General features: G+C 33.7%; 16 protein-coding genes. 14 read left to right on the plus strand and 2 right to left on the minus strand.

From position 1 onward, the window contains the following. Window positions 1–364: 364 nt before the first annotated feature. The 5 genes from cdaA (at window position 365) to glmS (ending at window position 9,511) form a co-directional block, all read left to right on the plus strand. Window positions 365–1,162 (plus strand): diadenylate cyclase CdaA, encoded by a 798-nt coding sequence (gene cdaA, locus EHE19_RS06435; RefSeq protein ID WP_483314001.1) that lies wholly within the window; start codon window positions 365–367, stop codon window positions 1,160–1,162. Continuing rightward, window positions 1,159–2,373 (plus strand): CdaR family protein, encoded by a 1,215-nt coding sequence (locus tag EHE19_RS06440; protein ID WP_137698489.1) that lies wholly within the window; start codon window positions 1,159–1,161, stop codon window positions 2,371–2,373. The genes cdaA and EHE19_RS06440 overlap by 4 nt, the downstream gene beginning before the upstream one ends. Next, window positions 2,374–3,960, plus strand: coding sequence for an NAD(P)/FAD-dependent oxidoreductase (locus EHE19_RS06445; RefSeq protein ID WP_137698488.1), 1,587 nt, complete (start codon window positions 2,374–2,376; stop codon window positions 3,958–3,960). It abuts the gene before it with no gap. Window positions 3,961–4,250: 290 nt separating this feature from the next. Continuing rightward, window positions 4,251–5,600, plus strand: coding sequence for a phosphoglucosamine mutase (glmM, locus tag EHE19_RS06450; protein WP_137698487.1), 1,350 nt, complete (start codon window positions 4,251–4,253; stop codon window positions 5,598–5,600). Between the two features lie 2,084 nt (window positions 5,601–7,684). Next, complete coding sequence (glmS, locus tag EHE19_RS06455) at window positions 7,685–9,511, plus strand: glutamine--fructose-6-phosphate transaminase (isomerizing) (protein WP_137698486.1); 1,827 nt, start codon at window positions 7,685–7,687, stop codon at window positions 9,509–9,511. Between the two features lie 642 nt (window positions 9,512–10,153). On the opposite strand, the gene EHE19_RS06460 is transcribed toward glmS, so the two are convergent. Both EHE19_RS06460 and EHE19_RS06465 read right to left on the minus strand, forming a co-directional pair. Then, window positions 10,154–10,828: a hypothetical protein gene (locus EHE19_RS06460; RefSeq protein ID WP_137698485.1), complete on the minus strand. Its 675-nt coding sequence runs from the start codon at window positions 10,826–10,828 to the stop codon at window positions 10,154–10,156. A gap of 31 nt (window positions 10,829–10,859) precedes the next feature. Further along, window positions 10,860–11,276: a hypothetical protein gene (locus EHE19_RS06465; protein ID WP_137698484.1), complete on the minus strand. Its 417-nt coding sequence runs from the start codon at window positions 11,274–11,276 to the stop codon at window positions 10,860–10,862. Window positions 11,277–11,598: 322 nt separating this feature from the next. Between EHE19_RS06465 and EHE19_RS06470 the strand changes: the two genes are divergently transcribed. The 9 genes from EHE19_RS06470 to EHE19_RS06500 all read left to right on the plus strand — a co-directional run bounded on the left by EHE19_RS06470 (window position 11,599) and on the right by EHE19_RS06500 (window position 20,933). After that, complete coding sequence (locus EHE19_RS06470) at window positions 11,599–12,435, plus strand: TnsA endonuclease C-terminal domain-containing protein (protein WP_205314730.1); 837 nt, start codon at window positions 11,599–11,601, stop codon at window positions 12,433–12,435. Beyond that, complete coding sequence (locus EHE19_RS06475; RefSeq protein ID WP_205314731.1) at window positions 12,432–13,964, plus strand: DDE-type integrase/transposase/recombinase; 1,533 nt, start codon at window positions 12,432–12,434, stop codon at window positions 13,962–13,964. The genes EHE19_RS06470 and EHE19_RS06475 overlap by 4 nt, the downstream gene beginning before the upstream one ends. Window positions 13,965–14,000: 36 nt before the next feature. Beyond that, on the plus strand, window positions 14,001–14,624 hold the full coding sequence (locus tag EHE19_RS19555) for a Mu transposase C-terminal domain-containing protein (RefSeq protein ID WP_205314732.1): 624 nt from the start codon (window positions 14,001–14,003) through the stop codon (window positions 14,622–14,624). After that, window positions 14,617–15,831 (plus strand): ATP-binding protein, encoded by a 1,215-nt coding sequence (locus tag EHE19_RS06480; RefSeq protein WP_244648346.1) that lies wholly within the window; start codon window positions 14,617–14,619, stop codon window positions 15,829–15,831. The genes EHE19_RS19555 and EHE19_RS06480 overlap by 8 nt, the downstream gene beginning before the upstream one ends. Before the next feature lie 42 nt (window positions 15,832–15,873). Then, the gene (locus tag EHE19_RS19700; protein WP_244648347.1) at window positions 15,874–16,278 is read left to right on the plus strand and encodes a hypothetical protein; all 405 of its coding nucleotides are present in this window, start codon (window positions 15,874–15,876) and stop codon (window positions 16,276–16,278) included. A gap of 6 nt (window positions 16,279–16,284) precedes the next feature. Further along, window positions 16,285–18,186 carry a TnsD family Tn7-like transposition protein gene (locus tag EHE19_RS06485; RefSeq protein WP_137698483.1) on the plus strand — a complete coding sequence of 634 codons (1,902 nt, stop codon included), beginning with the start codon at window positions 16,285–16,287 and terminating at the stop codon, window positions 18,184–18,186. Between the two features lie 299 nt (window positions 18,187–18,485). Beyond that, complete coding sequence (locus EHE19_RS06490) at window positions 18,486–19,709, plus strand: phage lytic cycle repressor MrpR family protein (protein WP_137698482.1); 1,224 nt, start codon at window positions 18,486–18,488, stop codon at window positions 19,707–19,709. 482 nt (window positions 19,710–20,191) lie between these two features. Beyond that, the gene (locus EHE19_RS06495; protein WP_137698481.1) at window positions 20,192–20,461 is read left to right on the plus strand and encodes a hypothetical protein; all 270 of its coding nucleotides are present in this window, start codon (window positions 20,192–20,194) and stop codon (window positions 20,459–20,461) included. A 58-nt stretch (window positions 20,462–20,519) separates the two neighbouring features. Beyond that, complete coding sequence (locus EHE19_RS06500; protein ID WP_137698480.1) at window positions 20,520–20,933, plus strand: hypothetical protein; 414 nt, start codon at window positions 20,520–20,522, stop codon at window positions 20,931–20,933. The last annotated feature ends 580 nt before the right edge of the window (window positions 20,934–21,513 follow it).

Consider the following 21,513-nt stretch of genomic DNA (forward strand, 5'->3'; position numbering starts at 1 on the left):
ACTATACAAAGTCTATTATAGTTGAAATCTTGGGGTTTAAAACGAAAAATAGCGTTTTAGTGATATTGTGGGTAATTGTTTGTTATGTGACTGAAATATGGATTTTGCTTTCAATTTTATATGGCTCCATAACCAAAGTGTTTTATCGGGTGTTTCATTCATTGAATGGGAAAACAGTTACTAACATTAGAAGATGCTAAACATTATAAAAAATAAGAAAAGAAATTTTGCAAAGCCAATTCTTAGCCAATAATATTTGACTTTGAGCAAGGGTGTGAATGATTTGTTAAATTCTTTAGTTGAGAATTTCGAAAACATAACAAATTTTATATCGGTATATATACCTATTAATGCTCCTCTCGAAATGCTAAAATCAATTATTGATATAAGCATTGTTTCTTATATAATTTTTAAGCTGATAAAGCTTGGAAAAGAGACTCGAGCTTGGCAATTAGTTAAAGGTATAGTTGTAATATTTATTATTGCAATGCTCAGTGAATGGCTGCAGCTTAGAACCTTGGCTTTTATATTAAATAAAACTATTGAACTTGCAGGCTTTGCAGTAGTTGTATTATTTCAGCCTGAACTTAGAAGAGGTCTAGAGCAGCTAGGAAGAAGTAGCAATATTAGAGACTTTTTTAATTTTGACGAAAGTGATGACGTTATACATACCACATATACTATTGAGGAAATTGTTAAGGCTGCAACAGAACTTTCAAAGACACAAACAGGTGCTCTTATTGTTGTGGAACGTGAGACAAAGCTGGGTGAGATTATAAATACAGGCACAACGTTAGATTCAAATATTAGTTCAGAATTAATAATAAATATTTTTACGCCAAACACACCGCTTCACGATGGAGCATTAATAATACGAGATAACAAACTGAAATCAGCTGCTTGCTTTTTACCTCTTACTGACAATCCTAACTTGAGCAAAGAACTTGGAACTAGACATAGAGCCGCTTTGGGAATCACAGAAGTGTCGGACTGTATTTCTGTGGTAGTGTCTGAGGAAACAGGTAAAATATCCTATGCACTAAATGGTGGTTTATCAAGAAATCTTACACCTGATACCTTAAGAAAAGCGTTAAATAAAAACTTACTTGAGAAGAAGACAGTAAACAAAAAGTTATCTCTATGGAAGGGGAAATCAAAGTGAAAGAATATTTGAAAAAGGATTTGACATACAAAATACTTTCAATAGTCTTTGCTATTTTGCTTTGGTTTACTATTAATCCTGTTAAGACAGGCTATTTTACTGTTCCTATAAACATTATCAACGAGGAAAGCTTAAAAGCAAATGGATTGGTTTTAAACAGTAATTCTTTTACAAAGTATACCACCGTTACAGTCCGTGAAAGGGTGGATGTGTTAGATGCTATCAAGGATTCTGATTTTGAAGTCACTCTAGATTTATCAAAGGTAAAAACCATTGAAGATAAGGTTATAGAGTTAAATCCTCCACTCTATTTAGGAAGAGAAAATATTAGCAGCAATAGTATTGATATTAAGCCAAAGTTTGTGGAACTGGACTTGGGAAAGATAGAGGAAAATCCCTTTGTTGTTCAAGTTGAAACAAGCGGAGATTTGGCAAGCGGGTATGAAATTATAACTAAGACAGCTAATCCAGAAACAGTTAAGATTGAAGCTTTAGATTCAGTTATTGCTAATGTGGGTGCAGTGAAGACATATATTGACGTTTCTGGCTTAAATAGAAATTTGCAAATTCAGAAAAAGTGCAAAGTATATAACAAAAGCGGCGAAGAAATGCCTGAATTAAGCAAAGGTCTTAATGTGATTGTGAATATTGAAGTTGGAAAGAGAGTTCCAGTAATTCCAATAACAGAAGGCAAGCCTGATAAGGATTATGTAGAGGGCATAAGTAAAGTAAAGCCTGCTAGTGTATTGTTAACTGAAATTGATGGAAAAGCTGATACATTATCTCAAATTAATGAGGTTACTACAGTTCCAGTCAATTTAGAAAATGCAACTCAAACTTTTACTAAGCAGGTTCTTTTGCAGTTGCCTGAAGGAGTTAAGGTGGTCAACTCCTCACGTGAGGTAAGTGTTGAGGTTGAAATAATACCTTTAGTTGAGCGCTCTTTTGTAATTGTACCTGGAAATATTACAATAATTGGGAAGACGGCAGAAGAAAACTATATTTATAAAATAATTGAGCCAGTTACAATTAAGTTAAAGGGTAAAGCCGATGATTTAAATAAAATCAGGGCTACAGATTTAATACCAAGTATTGACGTGGAAAAATTAGATGAGGGAATGCACAATGCTTTACTATCTGTAATATTACCTAGTGGTATTACTCAGGTAGAAAATGTTTTGGTTCCTGTTAATATAACAAAGGCGGAGTAAATGAAACTTTTAGTATCAAATTTAATTTTAGGTCTAGATGATGGACGAAAAGAGTTAGAAATTTTAACTGCAAAAAAGCTTAAGCTTAAGCTGCAAAGCGTAAAAAATATAAAAATAGTAAAGCAATCAGTGGATGCCAGAAAAAAGCCTGGCATTCGTCTTGTTTATTCGGTTTCCTGTGAAGTGTTAGAGGGCATTAGTATACCTAATAGTCCTGATGTTAAGATTTTAGAGCAAGTTCAAGAGGAAGTTTTAATACCAGGGAACAGACAAATTAACGGCAGACCATTGATAATTGGAACTGGTCCGTCAGGGATTTTTTGCGGACTAATTTTGGCTCAGAATGGTTATAAGCCTATTGTAATCGAGAGAGGCGGAAATGTAGAAGAACGCACAAAAAAGGTTGAACACTATTGGAAATGCGGAGAACTGGATACTGACACCAATGTTCAGTTTGGTGAGGGTGGTGCCGGAACCTTTTCTGATGGTAAGCTTACTACAAGAATAAACGATTCTAGGTGCGATAAGGTTTTGCAGGAATATCACAGATTTGGTGCTCCTGATGAAATTTTATATAAGGCAAAGCCTCATATTGGAACAGATATATTAAAAAATGTTGTTGTCAATATGCGAAAGGAAATTGAAAGGCTTGGGGGAACTATTTTATTTAATACCAAAGCAATTGACATTAATATTCGCGATGGGAAGGTATGCGGAGTTTTAACAAACACCCATTCAAATATTGATACAAATGTAGTTGTTATGGCAATTGGTCATAGTGCTAGGGATACTTTTAATATGCTTTATACTAGAGGTGTGCCCTTTGAACAAAAGCCTTTTTCAATCGGTGTAAGAATTGAACATCCGCAAAGTCTTATAAATACTGTTCAATACGGAGCAGCAAGCGGGCATCCTTCCCTTGGGGCAGCAGATTATCAGCTTTTTCATAAGCAAAAAGAGCGAACAACTTATTCTTTTTGTATGTGTCCCGGTGGTTTAGTTGTAGCATCGGCATCTGAACTAAATTCAATAGTTACAAATGGTATGAGTGAATATAAAAGAGACAGGGAAAATGCTAATAGTGCTCTTGTGGTTTCAGTAGGGCCATCTGATTTTGAATCCTCGCATCCTTTAGCTGGAGTTGAGTTCCAAAGAAAATGGGAGGCATTAGCCTATAAGATTGGCGGAAGTAATGGAAGCGCCCCTATTCAAAGGCTTGAGGATTTTATATATAATAGGGTTGGGAAAATTGGAAGTGTAAAGCCTAGTTATACAGGGAAATCCCAATGTGCTGATATTAATAATTGTCTGCCTAATTATGTTACAAGCAGTATGAAGGAATCCATAGGCTATTTTGACAAAAAGCTGAAGGGCTTTGGGATGGGAGATGCGCTTTTAACTGGTGTGGAAACTAGAACCTCTTCACCCGTTAGAATTCCGCGAAATGAGTTTTTTGAATGTGTAAGTGTAGAGGGGCTTTATCCAGCTGGAGAGGGAGCCGGATATGCGGGAGGCATAGTAAGTGCAGCAGTTGACGGCATAAAAATAGCTCAGCAGATAATAAAGACGTTTGCTGTACCAGCTTGAAAAAATGCGAAGTTTACATTTCGTGCATACATCGTGCTCTTCGCATTAAAAACCACAAGTGTTTTTTCCGCTGTTTTGACGATGTATGCGGATGATAAAGTGAAAATATTGATTTAATGTGGTTTTTGCATATAATTTTAATTATTTCATATATCATACATAAATATATTATTAAGTAAACGTTGGAGGTAGCATGATAGAATATGGTTACAACAGTAATGATAGATTGTGTACCTCCACAAATGGAAATGCTAAATACTAAATTAAAATATAGACCTAGGAGGGTTATAATGGGGAGATTATTTGGAACTGATGGTGTTAGAGGAGTGGCAAACCTAGAACTTACCCCGCAGCTGGCATATAAGCTGGGGCAGGCAGGCGCTTATGTTCTTACAGGAGAAACAAAACATACACCTAAAATACTGGTAGGTATGGATACAAGAATATCAGGAGATATGCTTGAGGCGGCACTTATATCAGGTATTTGCTCTGTGGGTGCAAGAGCAATTAGTTTGGGTATTATTCCGACACCTGCAATAGCTTATCTTACAAGACAATATGATGCAGATGCTGGTGTAGTTATATCTGCTTCTCACAATTCCTTTGAATTTAATGGCATAAAGTTTTTTAATGCAAATGGATATAAATTGCCTGACGCAATAGAAGATAAGATTGAGGAAATTATTGCAAATGGCGGAGAAGAACTGCCAAAACCAACTGGTCATAATGTAGGCTTTAAGGAATATAAAGAATCTGCTGTTGAAGATTATGTTTCTTTTGTAAAAAGCACTATTTCCGGCGATTTAGAAGGAATAAAGGTTGCAATAGACTGTGCAAATGGGGCTTCATTTCAGACTGCACCAATGGCACTTTATGATTTAAAGGCAGAGGTAAGTGTAATCAATAATGAACCTAATGGAATTAACATAAATAGTAAGTGTGGTTCAACACATATGCAGCAGCTTCAAGCCTTTGTAAAGGAAACAAATTCTGATGTTGGTCTTGCTTTTGATGGAGATGCAGATCGAGTTCTTGCTGTTGATGAAAATGGAAATATTGTTGACGGGGATCAGATATTGGCAATTATAGGATTGCATTTGAAGTCTAAGGGTATGCTGCCTCATAATACAATTGTTGCAACAGTAATGAGTAATATGGGGCTTGATATAATGGCTAAGAATAATGGCCTTATTATTGAAAAGACAAAGGTTGGAGATAGGTATGTTCTTGAGGAAATGCTTAATAAAGGCTATATGCTTGGCGGGGAGCAGTCTGGTCACGTAATTTTCCTTGAGCACAATACTACTGGTGATGGACTTGTAACAGGCATTCAGCTGTTAAAGGTGTTAAAGGATTCAGGAAAGAAGCTATCTGAACTTGCAAGTGTTGTTCAGGTATTGCCGCAAGTACTGATAAATGCAAAAGTTTCTAACGAAAAGAAAAATAATTATCTTGATGATGAAGTAATAAAGAAAATGTGCAAAGAACTTGAAGATGAGTTTAATGGTGAGGGAAGAGTACTCATAAGACCTTCAGGAACTGAGCCTTTAGTTAGAGTTATGATAGAAGGCAAGGACAAGGAAGTAATAACAAGGCGTGCAAAAGAGCTGGTTAGAGTTATTGAAGGTAGGCTAGCTTAAGAGAATAGCATAAAATGATTTATAGTTCTGCAATTTAAATACAATTTTGTTTAAGTTTCAAATTAAGCTTCAATTTGTTACTATGCTTGGTGAGAATTTTATGCTAGAAATAGTAGGTGAAGAACATGTATTGTAGCCGACACAGTGGAAGTCAGCAGCTGTGAGTATTGACTCGAGGTCATACGGTGGGCGAAAGTGCTTGTTTTTCACCGTAATTATTTGAGTGTAAATTTTGTGAGCGAGCAATAGATATATTTCACGGGAGTGCTATTTAAGCAGATTAATGGTTGCTTATATTATTTCCTGTTTTGAAGCAATCTGTATTTTATTTTGTTGACAAATCCATCTTATTTACGTATTATAAAGTGGATGGAAAAATTATTAGTCAAAGAATTAATGTGAGGGGGTGGAACAAACAGGATTAATAAGTAAATAATAAAGCGCCTGGACAGATATTTTATCTGTTGACGAGGAGAAGGAAGCAACACTTACCTTGTGTTGTATCGAAATATTCGGCGGATACCTTCCGGTTGTTACAATCGTCAGAAACGAAACAAAACTTGCAGGCAACTGCAAAACAAACTAGTTTCACGTAACTAATCCTGTAGCATATCTTTTTTTATCTAATTTAATTCAACAATCTCAGATAAAAGCATTAAAAAAACAGCTTGTACTTTTGCTACTAGTGCTTTGTTATTCTTATTTTTAGCTTTGCTTTGATGTGGAGATTTCACTAGAAACCAAGGATTTAGTGTACAAATTCTTAAGGCTGTTGCATTGTTTTATTTCAACGAAAGAAATAACAGCTTAGCTTGTACTAATTTGTATGCAAATGTGGAATGTCATTATGTTGAGGGCATATGTGATTATTAGGGCTATGCCTGTGACGATTGTTTAAAACAAACCTTCTACAAGCATTGATTAATTTGCATGTTAAATGAGGGATGCCATTTTGTTTTATGGCAATGTGGATGTTAGGGTTATGTGTGTGATGATTGTTTAAAATAAACCTTCCACAAGCATTGATTAATTTGCATGTAAGATGAGGGATGTCATTTATCTTGATGGCACATATGGATATTAGGGTTATGTTTATGATGATTGCTTAAAATAAACCTTCCACAAGCATTGATTAATTTGCATGTAAGATGAGGGATGTCATTTTGATTGATGGCATATTGGTGTTAGGGTTATGATTGTGATGATTGTTTAAAATAAACCATCCACAAGCAGTGATTAATTTGCATTTTAATTGAGGAATGCCATTTAGCTTGATGGTAAATATGGATGTTAGGGTTATGTTTGTGACGATTGTTTAATACACACCTTCCACGCTATATACGGCACATGCTAAATTTGCAATCAGTGAAGAAACACATTAATCATACATTGCTTGAGTGGGTATTTCCAACGCTTCAGCCGCTTTGGTCATTTTACCTGTGACCACCAAACGCCCATTGCCGTTGCTTTGCCCAAAATACAAAGAGAACGATGGACGCACGGATGAATGCTTTGCATTTTCAAGCTGTGAACTGTTGTTTATGCAATATATTTCGGATAAGCAATGATTTAAAATCATTTATTTCATCAATAATCCATTGATAAGCTTAAACACCGTAGGATTTTTGCGATGGGAAAGTTGAATGTTAAATAGAAAATATTATTATAATAATGACTGAGTTAAAAGCAAAAGCATAAATTAATTTTGAGATAGTTGCATTAAAGTCTATAATCACAATAAAAATGCTGGCAATTATTTTATTAGCTTATTGGGTTTAGTAGTTGACTTTATTGAAATGCTCTAGATAAGTGCATACCGTTAGTGGCTTGTTTGCAAATACGAATTGGCAGCAAAAGAATACGGCAAATCTATTTCATAAGAATTTAAGACATGGATTAACTAGCAAAAAAGTAATATTAGCTTTATGAAGTTAATTTTTTGATAAATTGATGTTTAAACTTTATAAAGCAGAAAAACATATAGCATTATTTAAAATGTACATGTGAAGACAAAAAGAAAGTCATTTATATAAGCATTTTGAATTATTATTATCAAAATTTATTAATTATTAAGGAGAATAAATATGTGCGGAATAGTTGGATATATAGGAAATAGAAAAGCAATACCTGTACTTTTAAGCGGACTATCAAAGCTGGAATATAGAGGCTATGATTCAGCAGGAGTAGCAATAAATGAAAATGGCAAGCTAAGAGTTGAAAAATGTAAGGGCAGATTAACATCGTTAGAGGAAAGATTAAAAACAGAAAATTTAGATGGTGGAATGGGAATCGGGCATACTAGATGGGCTACACATGGTGAACCTAATGATATTAACTCTCATCCTCATATAAGCCAATCAGGGGAGATAGCTGTTGTTCATAATGGAATAATTGAAAATTACATTCAATTAAAGGAATTTCTTGTGGAACGCGGGTATAATTTTAAGTCAGATACAGATACAGAAGTGGTTGCACATTTGGTTGAGCATTACTACAAGGGTGACCTTTTAGATGCTGTAATGAAGGTAATTGATGAAATAGAAGGCTCCTATGCGCTAGGCGTTTTGTCTAAGGATAACGAGGATATGTTTGTATGTGCAAGAAAGGACAGTCCGTTGGTTATAGGCTTAGGCGACGGTGAGAATTTTATTGCATCTGATATTCCTGCAATCCTTGAATATACTAGAAACATCTACATTCTAGAGGATAAAGAAGTAGCCGTAATGACTAAAGACAGCGTAAAGGTATTTAATAGCCTTGGTGCTCCAGTTAAAAAAGAGGTGTTCAAAGTAAATTGGGATGTGGAAGCAGCTGAAAAGGGCGGCTATGAGCATTTCATGATGAAGGAAATGTATGAAGAGCCAAAGGTTATAAGGGACACCTTTAGTCCTAGAATAATAAATGGAGAACTGAAGCTTGATAATATTAATATAACAAAAGAAGAAATTGATAATTTGCAAAAAATATATATTGTGGCTTGCGGTACAGCTTATCATGCAGGTGTTGTAGGGAAATATATAATTGAAAAGCTTTGCAAGATTCCAGTTGAGGTTGATGTTGCATCAGAATTCAGATATCGTGATCCACTAATTACTGACAAGGATTTAACAATAATTATAAGTCAATCAGGTGAAACACTGGACACATTATTTGCGCTGAGAGAGGCAAAAAATAAAGGCTCAAGAATACTTTCAATAGTTAATGTTGTTGGAAGTTCAATTGCGCGTAGCTCTGATGATGTGCTTTATACTTGGGCAGGTCCTGAAATCGCTGTTGCCTCCACAAAGGCATATAACACCCAATTGACTGCTCTATACTTGGTAGCACTTGATTTTGCGCTAAAAAAAGGTACTATTAGTAAGGAAGAGGCAGATAATATTTTGGCTTCACTGAAGGAAATTCCAGCAGGAATAGAAGAAATACTAAAAGACAAGGAAAACATTCAGAAATTTGCTCATAGACATTATAATGCAAAAAGTATCTTCTTTATTGGAAGAAGCCTTGATTACGCCCTTTCAATGGAAGGCTCACTTAAACTAAAGGAAATTTCCTACATTCACTCGGAGGCATATGCAGGCGGAGAACTTAAACACGGAACTATAGCACTTATTGAAAAGGGCACATTAGTAGTATGTCCAATGACTCAAGACTCTCTGTTTGACAAAATGGTCAGCAATATAAGAGAGGTTAAAGCAAGAGGCGCAGTAGTTCTAGCCATAACTCAGCAAAGGCACAAGGAAGAACTTGAAAAAACAGCCGACCTAGTACTAACAATACCAGATGTGGACTCACTGATAGCCCCAATCTCAGCAGTAACACCATTGCAGCTTTTCGCCTACTACATGGCACTAGAAAAAGGCTGCGATGTGGATAAACCAAGGAATTTGGCGAAGAGTGTAACGGTGGAGTAGGGGGAGCCTAGGGAGATTGATACATTGAGGAATCATAAAAAAGTTGTAGAATTTATAAAAAAGTAGTGAAATTTATAAAAAAGATATAGAATTTTCTAAAATTGGAGACATAACGGATTTATTGATATTGTAAAGTAAGATGACACGGTAAACCCCACTTTTGCTGAGTATTTAGCGGAGTGGGGTTTTACAAATATTGTTACTGCCTTAATATATATTTTAATATTTGGAAAGTAACAATAAATGGTCAAGATAAGAATGAACCGTTCTGTACAGATAAAAGGAGCATTTGGCTTTTAAAAAGCGAATATGGTTTCAATCGTTTCTAAATCAGAGGGAAAACAGTCTTAGAATTTCAATAAACAATCTATAATTAGTATGCTCAGAATCTACAAAACCGTTAAGATATTATGGAGCAATCAAAATTTAATTAAGAAATAAAAGTTAATAAAAAGAAAAGAGCATCTCTCGACTATTTTTTAAGTAGTTTTGAGACACTCCTGTTTAAAAGTCTCGTATATAATATGTCATTTAAATACGAGTTATATATGAATTTACTTTCTGTTAATAAACTATCTATGTATGATCAACTAGCAACCTTATCAATTTGGAAATATAAGCAGTTAAGTACTTTACTACGGTTTATTGGTTCCTATATTGAGTTCCACCCATATTAAAATATTCTCCGTCTTCTGTTATTCCAGTAACAGTTGCTATAGCCACATCAATTACGCTACCACCTGCGGAATAAATTTCACTAACTGACTTAAATTTCAGTAACCCACCAAGGAATCTTTTAGAATTTACTATTGGTCCACTAGAATTATTAATAAGTATAACATCTGCCTCTATATCTGAAACATTTAGTATACCCACATTTAATAATGTTAGTTTCCACACAGAAGAAGATACGAATGTACCTGTTAAAACTAGTACGCCTGCAGGTACACTTGCTGTAATAGCATTACTTTGAGTGGTTGTAGTGCTATCATTTTCTAGTTCACTCAGAGTGCTTGTAGTACTATTTTTTTCTGGAGCACTTTTATTCTTATCGTTTTCTTGTAAATTACGTTTGGAAATTGGTAATATTGCAATTACATTATCCTCAGCTATACCGTATTTCTCAAGTATTGGCTTATATTCCTCGAAATTATTAATGTCAAATTGTGGATACTGAGTAATATCAACATTAATTATCTCTACATCATTGCCTGTACTAATTGTAGTGTTATCATTAGCAAATGCAGGAATATTAGATGATATTAACAATGAAACAACAATAAAGATGCTAAACAATCTGGTAATTCTGTTTTTCATAAATTTCCTTTTTCTTTTTAGTTTATAGGTTTTATACTGGCTTATCAGCCCAATCCAGGTCTGGCATAATATCCCATCTAGCATTGGCAGTACAGGTATATCCCATCAAAGTATATATGGCATCAGGGTCTTTTTTTCGTATATATTGTACCAGTACTTTTGACATTGTTAGCTCACATAGTTCTTCGTCAGAGATAGAGGGATTCTGATTAATAGCTCTGTTGAATTCCAACTCAATAATAAAATAAAAGACAGAATCAACATAACCGTCACAGAAAAGATTGACTGCTGTTTGCAAGATTTTTTTGGAACTGCCGAACTTTGTTTTAAAGTTTTCTTCGGAAAAATGATTTCGTAAACAACCTTTATGGTGAATTGTTTTGTAAATTGAAACAACTGATGCAAATAAGTCCTTTTGTGAATCGTCTTTAGGTATTACCTCATACATTTGATAGCCTCCCAATAAATTGATTTTTAATGGTACTTTAAATCGTTTTGTTGCTAACTGGATGGATTAAACAGTAAATAAAGTCATAAATAAGTGTAAACTATACAATTTTAATTTTCAATATATATTACAAAAAATATAAAAATTTTAAAAAATATATAAAATTTTACAAATGTTGCAGTGTGTTTTTTTACCTTACAATTAGTATGGCATCAATAATTCAATAGAAAAGTATTAAAATTTATGAAAAAGGGTTATAAAAAAGATGTATAGTTTTATACCGTATAATGGTATACTTACATTAAAAAGGAATGCAGTTTTTATGAGTAAGTATAACCTTAATTGGGATGAAAATAAACTTAAAAAATATATTAGTGAGGGACGAGGTCAAGGTGTAGGTAAGGACTACAAGCCTTGGATTACTATACATGACTTCCCTTCTGATGGGTTTAGCTCAAGGCAGCCTGGTTGGAAATCTAATCGGGTCTGCCATTTTTTGTCCAATAATGAGTTACGATACTTCTATTTGCTTGAGTGGGCTGATAATGTAACAGATATACGTGAGCAATATCCGATGAAATTAGAGGATACTTTAAGAATTGCAGAGCAGCTTGGTATAAAGCATCCTATAAATACTAAGAATGATGTACCTTATGTAATGTCATCGGATTTTATGATTACAATGAGCGTTAACGGCAAGGAGACTGATATTGTAAGGACAATCAAGCCTGCAGATAAGCTAGAAAAGAAAAATGTAATCGAGCATTTTGAAATTGAACGACGGTATTGGGCTGAAATGGGCATTGATTGGGGTATTGTGACGGATAAGGATATTCCGAGAACTTTTGTTTCCAATATTGAATGGGCATATTATTCATATCATCTTGATTCATATAATGAGTTGAGTATTCAGGAATTGCAGTATTATGGAGAAATACTTAAGGAAAGACTACAAGAGTATGAAGGCAGAATTGTACATGTAGCCAGTGCTTTTGATAAGGAAATGAACCTAATTCCAGGTACTACACTTGATATACTGAAGCATCTGATTGCAAGGAAGGAAGTTATAATGGATATGCAATCGAAGCGCTGCATAGAAAATGTGACAGGAAGTATAAAAAAGATTAAAAAGAAAAACGATGGGATGGCTGCGATATGAAGGGATTACTATATGTTAACGAGCTTATTACATGGAATCCGGGTCAGGAGAATGAACATACAGACAGGATACTTTGGATAGAACCCGATGGATTTATTCTTTATACTATTGATGCTTTTTCAAAGCAAGGCTTACCTGCTTCAAAGAAAATAAGTGATGTATTAAGTGCAATTGAAGTTGGCGATGCTGTAAAACAGGAGGATGACTCCTTAATAAGGGTTATTGGTGAAGACAGCATAAAAGATGCTGATAGAATTAAAAGAGATAAGGCATGGTCTATTATAGCTGATATTGTAAGTTTTGAGAATGAACCTGATATTTATGAGCGTGAAAAAAGAGGCCCATGGATTTCAAAAGCAGTCGAGATGCATGGTGTTACTTATACCACAGTATATAAATATCTCAGAAGGTTTTGGCAGAGAGGCAAAAATAAAAATGCACTCCTCCCCGATTACTATAATTCAGGAGGCAGAGGAAAAAGAAAGCTTCTTGGAGATAAAAAAATAGGACGGCCAAGAAAAAATATTGCTGTTAATGGACCAGGGATAAATGTCAATGAGTCAACAAAAAGGATATTCAGAATTGCAGTAAATAAATATTATGATACTCCCAAGGAAAACTTTTTAACGACTGCTTATGACCTTATGGTAAAGGAATTCTATAAAGAAGATTACAGATTTGAGGATGGTATACGAAAGCCAACTATTATACCAATTGGACAGATACCTACGATTACACAATTTAGGTATTGGTATGAGGTTGAGAGGGATATTAAGAAATCTCTTACAAAGAAAAAAGGCAGTAAGAAGTATGCTTTAAATCATAGAGCTGTTACTGGAAAATCGGATGCAGAAATTATTGGACCAGGATCAAAATATCAGATTGATGCTACAATTGCTGATGTTTATTTGGTTTCAAGGTTTAACAGAACATGGATTATCGGTAGACCTGTAATTTATGCTGTTATAGATTGCTTTTCAAGAATGGTAGCAGGAGTATATGTAGGACTTGAAGGACCTTCATGGCTTGGAGCGATGATGGCACTCTCAAATGCCTTTACAGATAAGGTTAATTACTGCAAGGAATATGATATTAATATTTCACAGGAGGATTGGCCATGCCATCATATTCCGATTGCAATACTCGGTGACAGAGGAGAAATGGAGAGTAAATATGCTGATACATTAGTAAATGGTTTAGGCATCAGGATAGAAAATACTCCTTCTTATAGAGCTGATTGGAAGGGTATTATTGAGCAATATTTTAATTTGCTTGACGGCAAGGTAAAGCCGCTTGTACCTGGACATATTGATATCTCGTTTCGGGAACGTGGTGGAACAGATTACAGGCTTGATGCAAAGCTTGATATATACCAGTTTACCCAAATAATAATTAATTGTGTACTGTATCATAATAATCAACATTGGATGAAAAAATTCAGTATGAGTGAAATTATGGTTGAGGACGACATAGATCCTATTCCTAAAGAACTTTGGAATTGGGGGATAAGCAATAGATCAGGTAAATAAAGGTCTTATCCTGAAGATATTGTGAAGCTTAACCTTATGCCAGCAGATTTGGCTACAGTTACAGAAAAGGGGTTAAAATTCAAGAATCTGCTGTATAGCAGCCCAAAGCTAATTGCTGATAGATGGTTTGAAATAGCTCGCAATAAGCGAAGCTGGAAAGAAAATATAGCGTATGATCCCAGAAATATGAATTTTGTCTATATCAAAACAGAAAATAATAAGAGCTTTATTAAGTGTGAAATGCTTGATAAAAGACTGTATAACAATAAAACACTAGATGAAATAGAAAATTTATATGCTTATCAAAAGCTTAAGCTAGACAGGAATCAGGAAAAGCTTCTACAGTCTAATGTTGACTTTTTTACTAAAATTGAAAGCATAGTACAGGCAGCGGATAAAATGACTGCTGAACAAAAAGATAGAACTGTAAGTAATACGGAAAGAACTAAGAATATTAGGGAAAAAAGAAAATCGGAGAAGTATATTGAAAAGGCAGAGAATGCATTTATTTTGGATGCAGAAAAGGAATCAGAAAAAGCTAATATTCCTAACAATGTTATACCTATAAGAGAAAATGAAACCGATAAATACAAATATCCAAGCCATATTGAATATTTAAAGAAAAAGCAAAAGGAAAGAATGGATAAAAAAGATGAGTAAAAATCCAAACACAGGCGTGATTGTTGAAGCAAGATATTCAAAGCAGCAACTGAAGGAATACTCTGGTAACCCACTAATTGAGGCGTTACCACCAATTTGGAGCTTTGAACAGGTTGAAGAGCTGCTACACTTTTATCCTGAGCATACCAATGAAGAACGAAATTATGAGCCGCATATAAGATTTCACTGTGTCCAACGCCTTTTCAGCTACTTTCAGCCTTGGAGTACTCACTTTGATATTGAACAGAGAATTTCAAGGGTAATAAGACAAGGCTACATAACAAGAAATCCACTTAATCCAAATTATGCGGGAGATTTGCAAAGAATATATCAGATGATTAAGGATGGAAATTATGAATTTAAAAACTCAGAGCTTTCAAAGCCATCAGCATCAGGCTTCACAATAATAGGATTTTCAGGTATGGGTAAATCTACCGCAGTGGAAAGTATTCTGAATAGATATCCTCAAATTATTTTTCATGAAGAGTACAATAATTTTGATTTTGACCATAATCAGCTTGTATGGCTGAAGCTTGATTGTCCTCATGACGGTGGAGTAAAAGGACTGTGTGCCAACTTTTTCATGGAATTTGATAGGTTATTGGCAGACAAAACATACAGTAAATTTGCAGCCGGAAGAAATACTACAACTGCAACAATGATTCCTAGAATGGCACAAATTGCTAGAAGACATAGCTTGGGACTTCTCGTTATTGATGAAATACAGCATCTCAGTGTTGCTAAAAGCGGTGGTCAAGAAAAAATGCTTAATTTTTTTGTTAATTTAGTAAATACTATTGGGATACCAGTAATCCTTATTGGAACAACTAAGGCAATGTCAATTTTGCAGGGCGAATTCAGACAGGCTAGACGTGGAAGTGGACATCAGGGTGATTTGATCTGGGAGAACATGGAACAGGATGATGACTGGGATTTGCTTGTTGAAGGCATGTGGAGCTACCAGTGGATTCAGAATAAGTGTGAACTGACAAAAGAGATTAAGGATGTTATGTATGAGGAAAGTCAGGGGATTGTCGATATAGCTGTAAAACTATACGCAATGGTGCAAATGAGAGCAATAGCTACCGGCGAAGAAACAATTAACTCTGACTTAATCAAAAGAGTAGCTAAGGACAATCTTAAGTTGGTCAGACCAATGCTTGATGCATTAAAGTCTGGTAAAAAGCAAGAAATTAGCAAATATTAGGATATTCGACCTTTAGATATAGAACAATTCTGCGATGAGCGATTGAAGGAACTAAACCTTAATAAGCTTATTAAGCAGAAGCAGAATAAAATATTGCAGTCTGAAAATGATAAGGATAAGGTATTTCAGGAGGTTGTATTAAGGCTTGTAGATTTAAATATTGATCATGTTAAGGCTAAAAATATGACAAGGAACATCTTAAAGTCCTTTCAGGGTACAGTAAATGTTGATAATGTTTTCAAGGAGGCAATGCTTCTTTTACTGGAGCAGCGTTCAATAAAAAGTGATGTCCCTAAAAAGAGGACAGCTAAGAGTACTAAAAAAGATAAAGACGATTTGAGGGTAATTATAGAAAAAGGCAGAGATGAAAGCAAATCTGCATATGAGGCCTTAAAGACCGAGGGGATTATAAAATGTCCAGTTGAGGAATTTAATTTAACAGGATGATTATGATTGAACTACTTCCCTACTTCGTATCCTGACGAACTGCTGTATAGTATATTAGCAAGGTACCATGTCAGAAACGGTAATATAAGTCCTAAAATGACTTTACATGAATTGTTCGGAACAAACACTATTACTGCAGTGGGTGATATGCCAAGTGATATTGATTCACTGGTATGTCGGATTCCTAAGCACAAAAGGTTAACTGCTGATGGGCTAATCATGAATAATACACTTTTTCCGTACTATACTGCATTTATGCCTGAAGCCAGAACAAAGTTAATTGAAGCTGACATGAAAGGAAACGGCGGAGGCAAAATCCATACTATGGCTGGAATTATGGCAGGGTCTATTAATGTTCCAGAATATTTAAGGTTTTGCCCTGAATGTAATAAGGATGATGAACAGAAATACGGTGAAAACTACTGGCACAGGCTACATCAGATGCCTGGAGTGTTGTTTTGCCCTGTTCACAATGAAATGATACTGGATAGCACAGTTAATCTGAAAATACAGAATAGACATGAATTTATTGCAGCTAATGAAAAAAATTGCTTAGAGAAGCACACAAAAATTAACTACACAGAAAAAGATATAAATAGTCTTATTACTCTCTCTGAGGATATAGATTGGATAATTAAAAATTATGAAAATGTAAAAGATTTTATGGAAAAAACCTATGGAACTAGGAATTACTACATTGAAAAGCTTAAAGACAGAGGATATGCAACGGTAAATGGCCGAGTTTATCAAGAAAATTTAGTGGCAGATTTCATTGAGTTTTACGGATTTGATTTTCTTAATTCGGTACAATGTCCTGTAGACTATAATAACCAAAATAACTGGCTTTCAAGTATTGTAAGAAAGCATAGAAAAGTTTTTCATATTGTGATGCATCTGCTGTTAATCAGATTTCTTTATGGCTCTGCTGAGAAATTTATTAATATTGGGGACAATTATAAGCCATTTGGAACAGGTCCATGGCCTTGCTTAAATCCAGTAGCTGACCATTACAAGAAGTTTGTAATAAAAAAGGCTAAGATTACTCATTGCTATGATACCAAGCACCCGGTAGGAACATTTGAATGCAGCTGTGGTTTTATTTATTCCCGGCGAGGACCAGATACTTCACCGGACGATTTATTTAAGGTTGGCAGGATAAAAATGTTTGGTTTAGTATGGGAAAAGAAGCTTGAAGAAGCTATTAATAAAAATTGGGGCTTAAGAAGGGTTGCCCGGGAGATGAAGGCTGATCCAAAGACAATAAAGCTATATTCAGCCAAGCTTGGTTTGAAAACAGGGTTTAATGATGAGAATATACATTCTGAAAAAGGTAGTCAAGCATCTATTGATAATGTACTTCAACAAAACGATAGCTTACTTTATAATCACAGGAATGCATGGTTATTAGCAAAAAAGACTTATCCTGATAAATCAAAAACAGAACTAAGAAGCATAGCAAAAGCACATTATGCATGGCTTTACAGGCACGATAAAGATTGGTTAGATAAGAATTCGCCTGAGCATCAAAAGATACAAATAAATTCTACTAGGGTTGATTGGATTGCAAGGGATTTTGAGGTTTTACAAAAGGTTAAGGATGCTGAAAAGGAAATATTAAATACCAAGGGCAAACCAGAAAGAATATCTCTGAGCAGAATTGGCAGAGTTAGTGGGCTTCTTGGATTGCTTGAGAAGCACTTGGATAAGCTACCTCAGACTAAGGCATACATTGAGGCTGTTTCTGAAACTGATGATGCTTACAGAAAGCGAAGAATACTCTGGGCTATACAAAAATTATCCGAGTCAGGAGAAGAACCGAAATTGTGGAAGGTTATGAGGATAGCTGGTATACGTAAAGAGTATGAAAAGCAGGCTGAAGAGTGCTTGGGTAAGAAAAAAGGTTATTGAAATAATTTACTTCAAATATAAGAAGACGATATAAAATAAATTTTATTCCGAATAATTCAAATAAGGAAAAAATAAATTACAACATAGTAATCAGAGCTTTTGCTATATAATTTGCAAGCTCTTTTATGTTCATTGTAATTCTTTATATTGTAGCAAAAACTATTTGGAAATATCAGTACTTTTGTTATATTATGGAATGTTTTAGTAAACTATGGTGGAATCATATAGAAGCTAGTTTGAGGCTATATTATAGTCTAATAGATTTATTTTACTGATTTCTATCTAAGGAGAATATTTAAATGAATTATGATTATTCTGGATATGATTTTTATAATAGCGTTGATAAAATATCTTTTATGAATGAAAATTCTACAGACTTTAGAGCAATATTTAAAGCTGTTTCGAGGTTTGAATACAATTATGGAAAAGACCTTAGTGATTTTTCAATAGAAGAAATTGGGGGATTTATGAAAGCCTATGAGCCTTCAACTCCTGGTGCAGCAGCTACCGTTAGAAATTGTCTGAAAAATTACATTAATTACATTCATGCAAAGCAAGGAAAAAATAAAGAAGAAAATCCATTAAACAAATTAAAAGAGATTTTTAATACTGAACGAAATTGGTCAGATCAATTTGTGGCTGAAAGCCAAATTCTTATTAGTCATAATAAACTTATTGAGATTGAAAATAAATTAGAAAATAAACAAGATGCAATAATTTTCAGATTACTATTTGAAGGGATACAAATAGCTGAAATGGTGCATCTTACCAAAGAAAGTATATCTGGTAACACCATTAACATAGAAAATAATAGATTGGTTCAAGTTTCTGATCGATGCATAGAAATAATTAATGAAGCACTAATTGAAGAAGAGTATAAACCACTAGAAAAAAGTTTGGGTTCATCAAAAGGTATCTGGGGCTATTTAAAAGAAAATAAGGAATATTTAATAAGGAAGACAGATAGAGTATCTACTGAAAACGAGAGAACTTCTTATATGTTTATAAGATCTCGTATTACTGACTCTCTCATAAGACTAAAAATAAAAGGAATGACATCAAAAAATATCATGCATTCAGGAATGATTTATAAGTCATTACCATTATTTAGAGATGTTAATAAACCTAGATTAACACAAAATGAGTACTCTGACCTTGCAAAAAAATTCGGTTATTATACTATCGGAGCATTACCTTACATTGTAAATATTGAAAATGCAAAAAAGTTATATGGGAATGAACTGAATATTGATAGCAAGGAAATATTAAGAAATAGTGTTAAAACAGGAAATGATGATACAGAGAAAGAAATGTTCCCTTGGTGGAAGTTTAAAGAGGAAAACGGTGAGTATGGAGAGCTAATTGTAAAAAATTATTTATTAAATAAATATGGTAAAAAGAATGTAAGGAAAATGGTTGACTCAGCTGGTTTTGACTTTGAAGTTAAAACAGAAAATATTAAAAATTGTATTGAAGTTAAAACTATCGGTAAATACAGTATATATATATATTACTATAAATGAGCTTTTGACTGCCCTAGAGAATCAAGATATTTACTATATGTACATATTGAAACTTATTGATAAAAAAGAGTGCGTTACAGAGTGCTATGAGATAAATAACCCTATAGCTTTTTTTAATATAGACCATGAAATTTTAGGATATAATTTTTGCAACAATAACTTTGATCTGCAAATGACTACTCAAGTTTTTACTATAAATATAAATCAAGAATTTTTAAATGATTTAAAGAGAGTTTTTTAAGTAAGCTTTGTTTTTATAATTCAAATTTTATCAAAAGGTAATGTGTTTTTATTATGCTATAAATTTGATGTGTTTTAGCCCGTTTTATATTATGAAAATGATATAAATAAAATGTAGGCTAGTATAAAAATTAGGTGCAAAATGATAAGTATCGAATTACGAAAAAAATAATGCTAAAAATTATAAAAAATAATGTGCTATAGGTTACAGGAGCTATCAAGTTAGGAGAAGAAATAACATAATGAGCAGACTAAAGGTCAGATCATGGTCATTCGAAGAAGATGAAGAAGTTGAGTTGTATTGGCATGGGATTCCATTTCAGAATTCAGAGGGTTTGTGGATGTTGAAATGTTTATTCAAAAGAAGTGATGGCAGCTTTAAGGAGCAGATAACTCCATTTGGTACACTTCCCTATCTTAGAATTGGTCAATCTTATATAAATGGTGACTTTTCAAATAGACCAGGAAAAGGTTCGTTATATGAAATTAAATTACCGAGGTTTGTGAAATAGATTTCTAGCAAATAAAAAGGTTAATCTAAAACTTGGATTAAAAGAGCTTGATAATGGAATGCTTACAATAATTAATCAAATAAATAATGATAGGAATTGGGGATCACATATACCGGAATCTTTACTTGTAGCTCAAATGGAAATAGTCAAAAAAAAGATTGAAGAACACCCTGGTAGATATGCAGCAATTAATAATCCGATTCGCATTGTTGAGTTTGAATACTATGAAGGAGCGTGGTTAGTAGATCTATATAGAGAAGCAACTAATAATATAAAACGCTTTGAAAGAGTTTTACAACAGATGAAGAAAGACTATTCGATTTTAATTGGTAAAAGCATGCATATAGAAAAAGTATTAATAAATACTAGGCCCATAGGCGATTTAGATATTCCCCAAATCTCAAATGAGATACAACAAAACAAATATACTGGTATTGAAGGTCGAGATATTTTTTGGGATGACAATTTGTGAAAGAGATTCTGTAAGGACTAAGTATGATACTAAGTGTATCTCATAGGGAGGATTATTGTATTTTGTGTGATTTTACAACTTTTTTATTAATATTTAAATAAGTACTACTAAAAAGTGAAAATAACTTTATAACTTTATTTTTATGATTAACTTATTTGTTAATGATAATATGCGGATTCTATACTCGTAAATTCTACAACTTTTTTATGATTCCTCATACATGCGTCATAACAATAAAGTTGTGCACTGGATAATAAAGTTGTACACTGGATAATAAAGTTGCATACTATAAAATTTAAAAGAATGTTGTTATTTCAGGATTTTAAGTTATGTTACTTGCAATAATACATACTAATTTTTAAATCGCAATTAGCTAATATTATCAAATATTTATTCTGTAAAATTAGCTGGTGTACAACTTTATTATTTTATTACATTTTACACAGATGGAATATCAATGGTTTGATTCTTATCCCAGTGTACAACTTTATTCTTTATTACGAAAAGTAGAACTACCTTGATATATTTTAATGAAAGTGCTCTGGCGCACTTTCATATACACGAAGATTCAAATAAATAT

Source organism: Ruminiclostridium herbifermentans, assembly GCF_005473905.2.
Classification (GTDB): domain Bacteria; phylum Bacillota; class Clostridia; order Acetivibrionales; family DSM-1351; genus Ruminiclostridium; species Ruminiclostridium herbifermentans.

Excerpts from the sequence above, each read along its gene's own strand:
- EHE19_RS06465 (WP_137698484.1), bottom strand. The coding sequence starts at position 11,276 with ATGTATGAGGTAATACCTAAAGACGATTCACAAAAGGACTTATTTGCA.
- EHE19_RS06495 (WP_137698481.1), top strand. The coding sequence starts at position 20,192 with ATGAGCAGACTAAAGGTCAGATCATGGTCATTCGAAGAAGATGAAGAA.
- EHE19_RS06460 (WP_137698485.1), bottom strand. The coding sequence starts at position 10,828 with ATGAAAAACAGAATTACCAGATTGTTTAGCATCTTTATTGTTGTTTCA.
- EHE19_RS06445 (WP_137698488.1), top strand. The coding sequence starts at position 2,374 with ATGAAACTTTTAGTATCAAATTTAATTTTAGGTCTAGATGATGGACGA.
- glmM (WP_137698487.1), top strand. The coding sequence starts at position 4,251 with ATGGGGAGATTATTTGGAACTGATGGTGTTAGAGGAGTGGCAAACCTA.
- EHE19_RS06475 (WP_205314731.1), top strand. The coding sequence starts at position 12,432 with ATGAAGGGATTACTATATGTTAACGAGCTTATTACATGGAATCCGGGT.
- EHE19_RS19555 (WP_205314732.1), top strand. The coding sequence starts at position 14,001 with ATGCCAGCAGATTTGGCTACAGTTACAGAAAAGGGGTTAAAATTCAAG.
- cdaA (WP_483314001.1), top strand. The coding sequence starts at position 365 with ATGCTAAAATCAATTATTGATATAAGCATTGTTTCTTATATAATTTTT.
- EHE19_RS06490 (WP_137698482.1), top strand. The coding sequence starts at position 18,486 with ATGAATTATGATTATTCTGGATATGATTTTTATAATAGCGTTGATAAA.
- EHE19_RS06480 (WP_244648346.1), top strand. The coding sequence starts at position 14,617 with ATGAGTAAAAATCCAAACACAGGCGTGATTGTTGAAGCAAGATATTCA.
- EHE19_RS06470 (WP_205314730.1), top strand. The coding sequence starts at position 11,599 with ATGAGTAAGTATAACCTTAATTGGGATGAAAATAAACTTAAAAAATAT.
- EHE19_RS06500 (WP_137698480.1), top strand. The coding sequence starts at position 20,520 with ATGCTTACAATAATTAATCAAATAAATAATGATAGGAATTGGGGATCA.
- glmS (WP_137698486.1), top strand. The coding sequence starts at position 7,685 with ATGTGCGGAATAGTTGGATATATAGGAAATAGAAAAGCAATACCTGTA.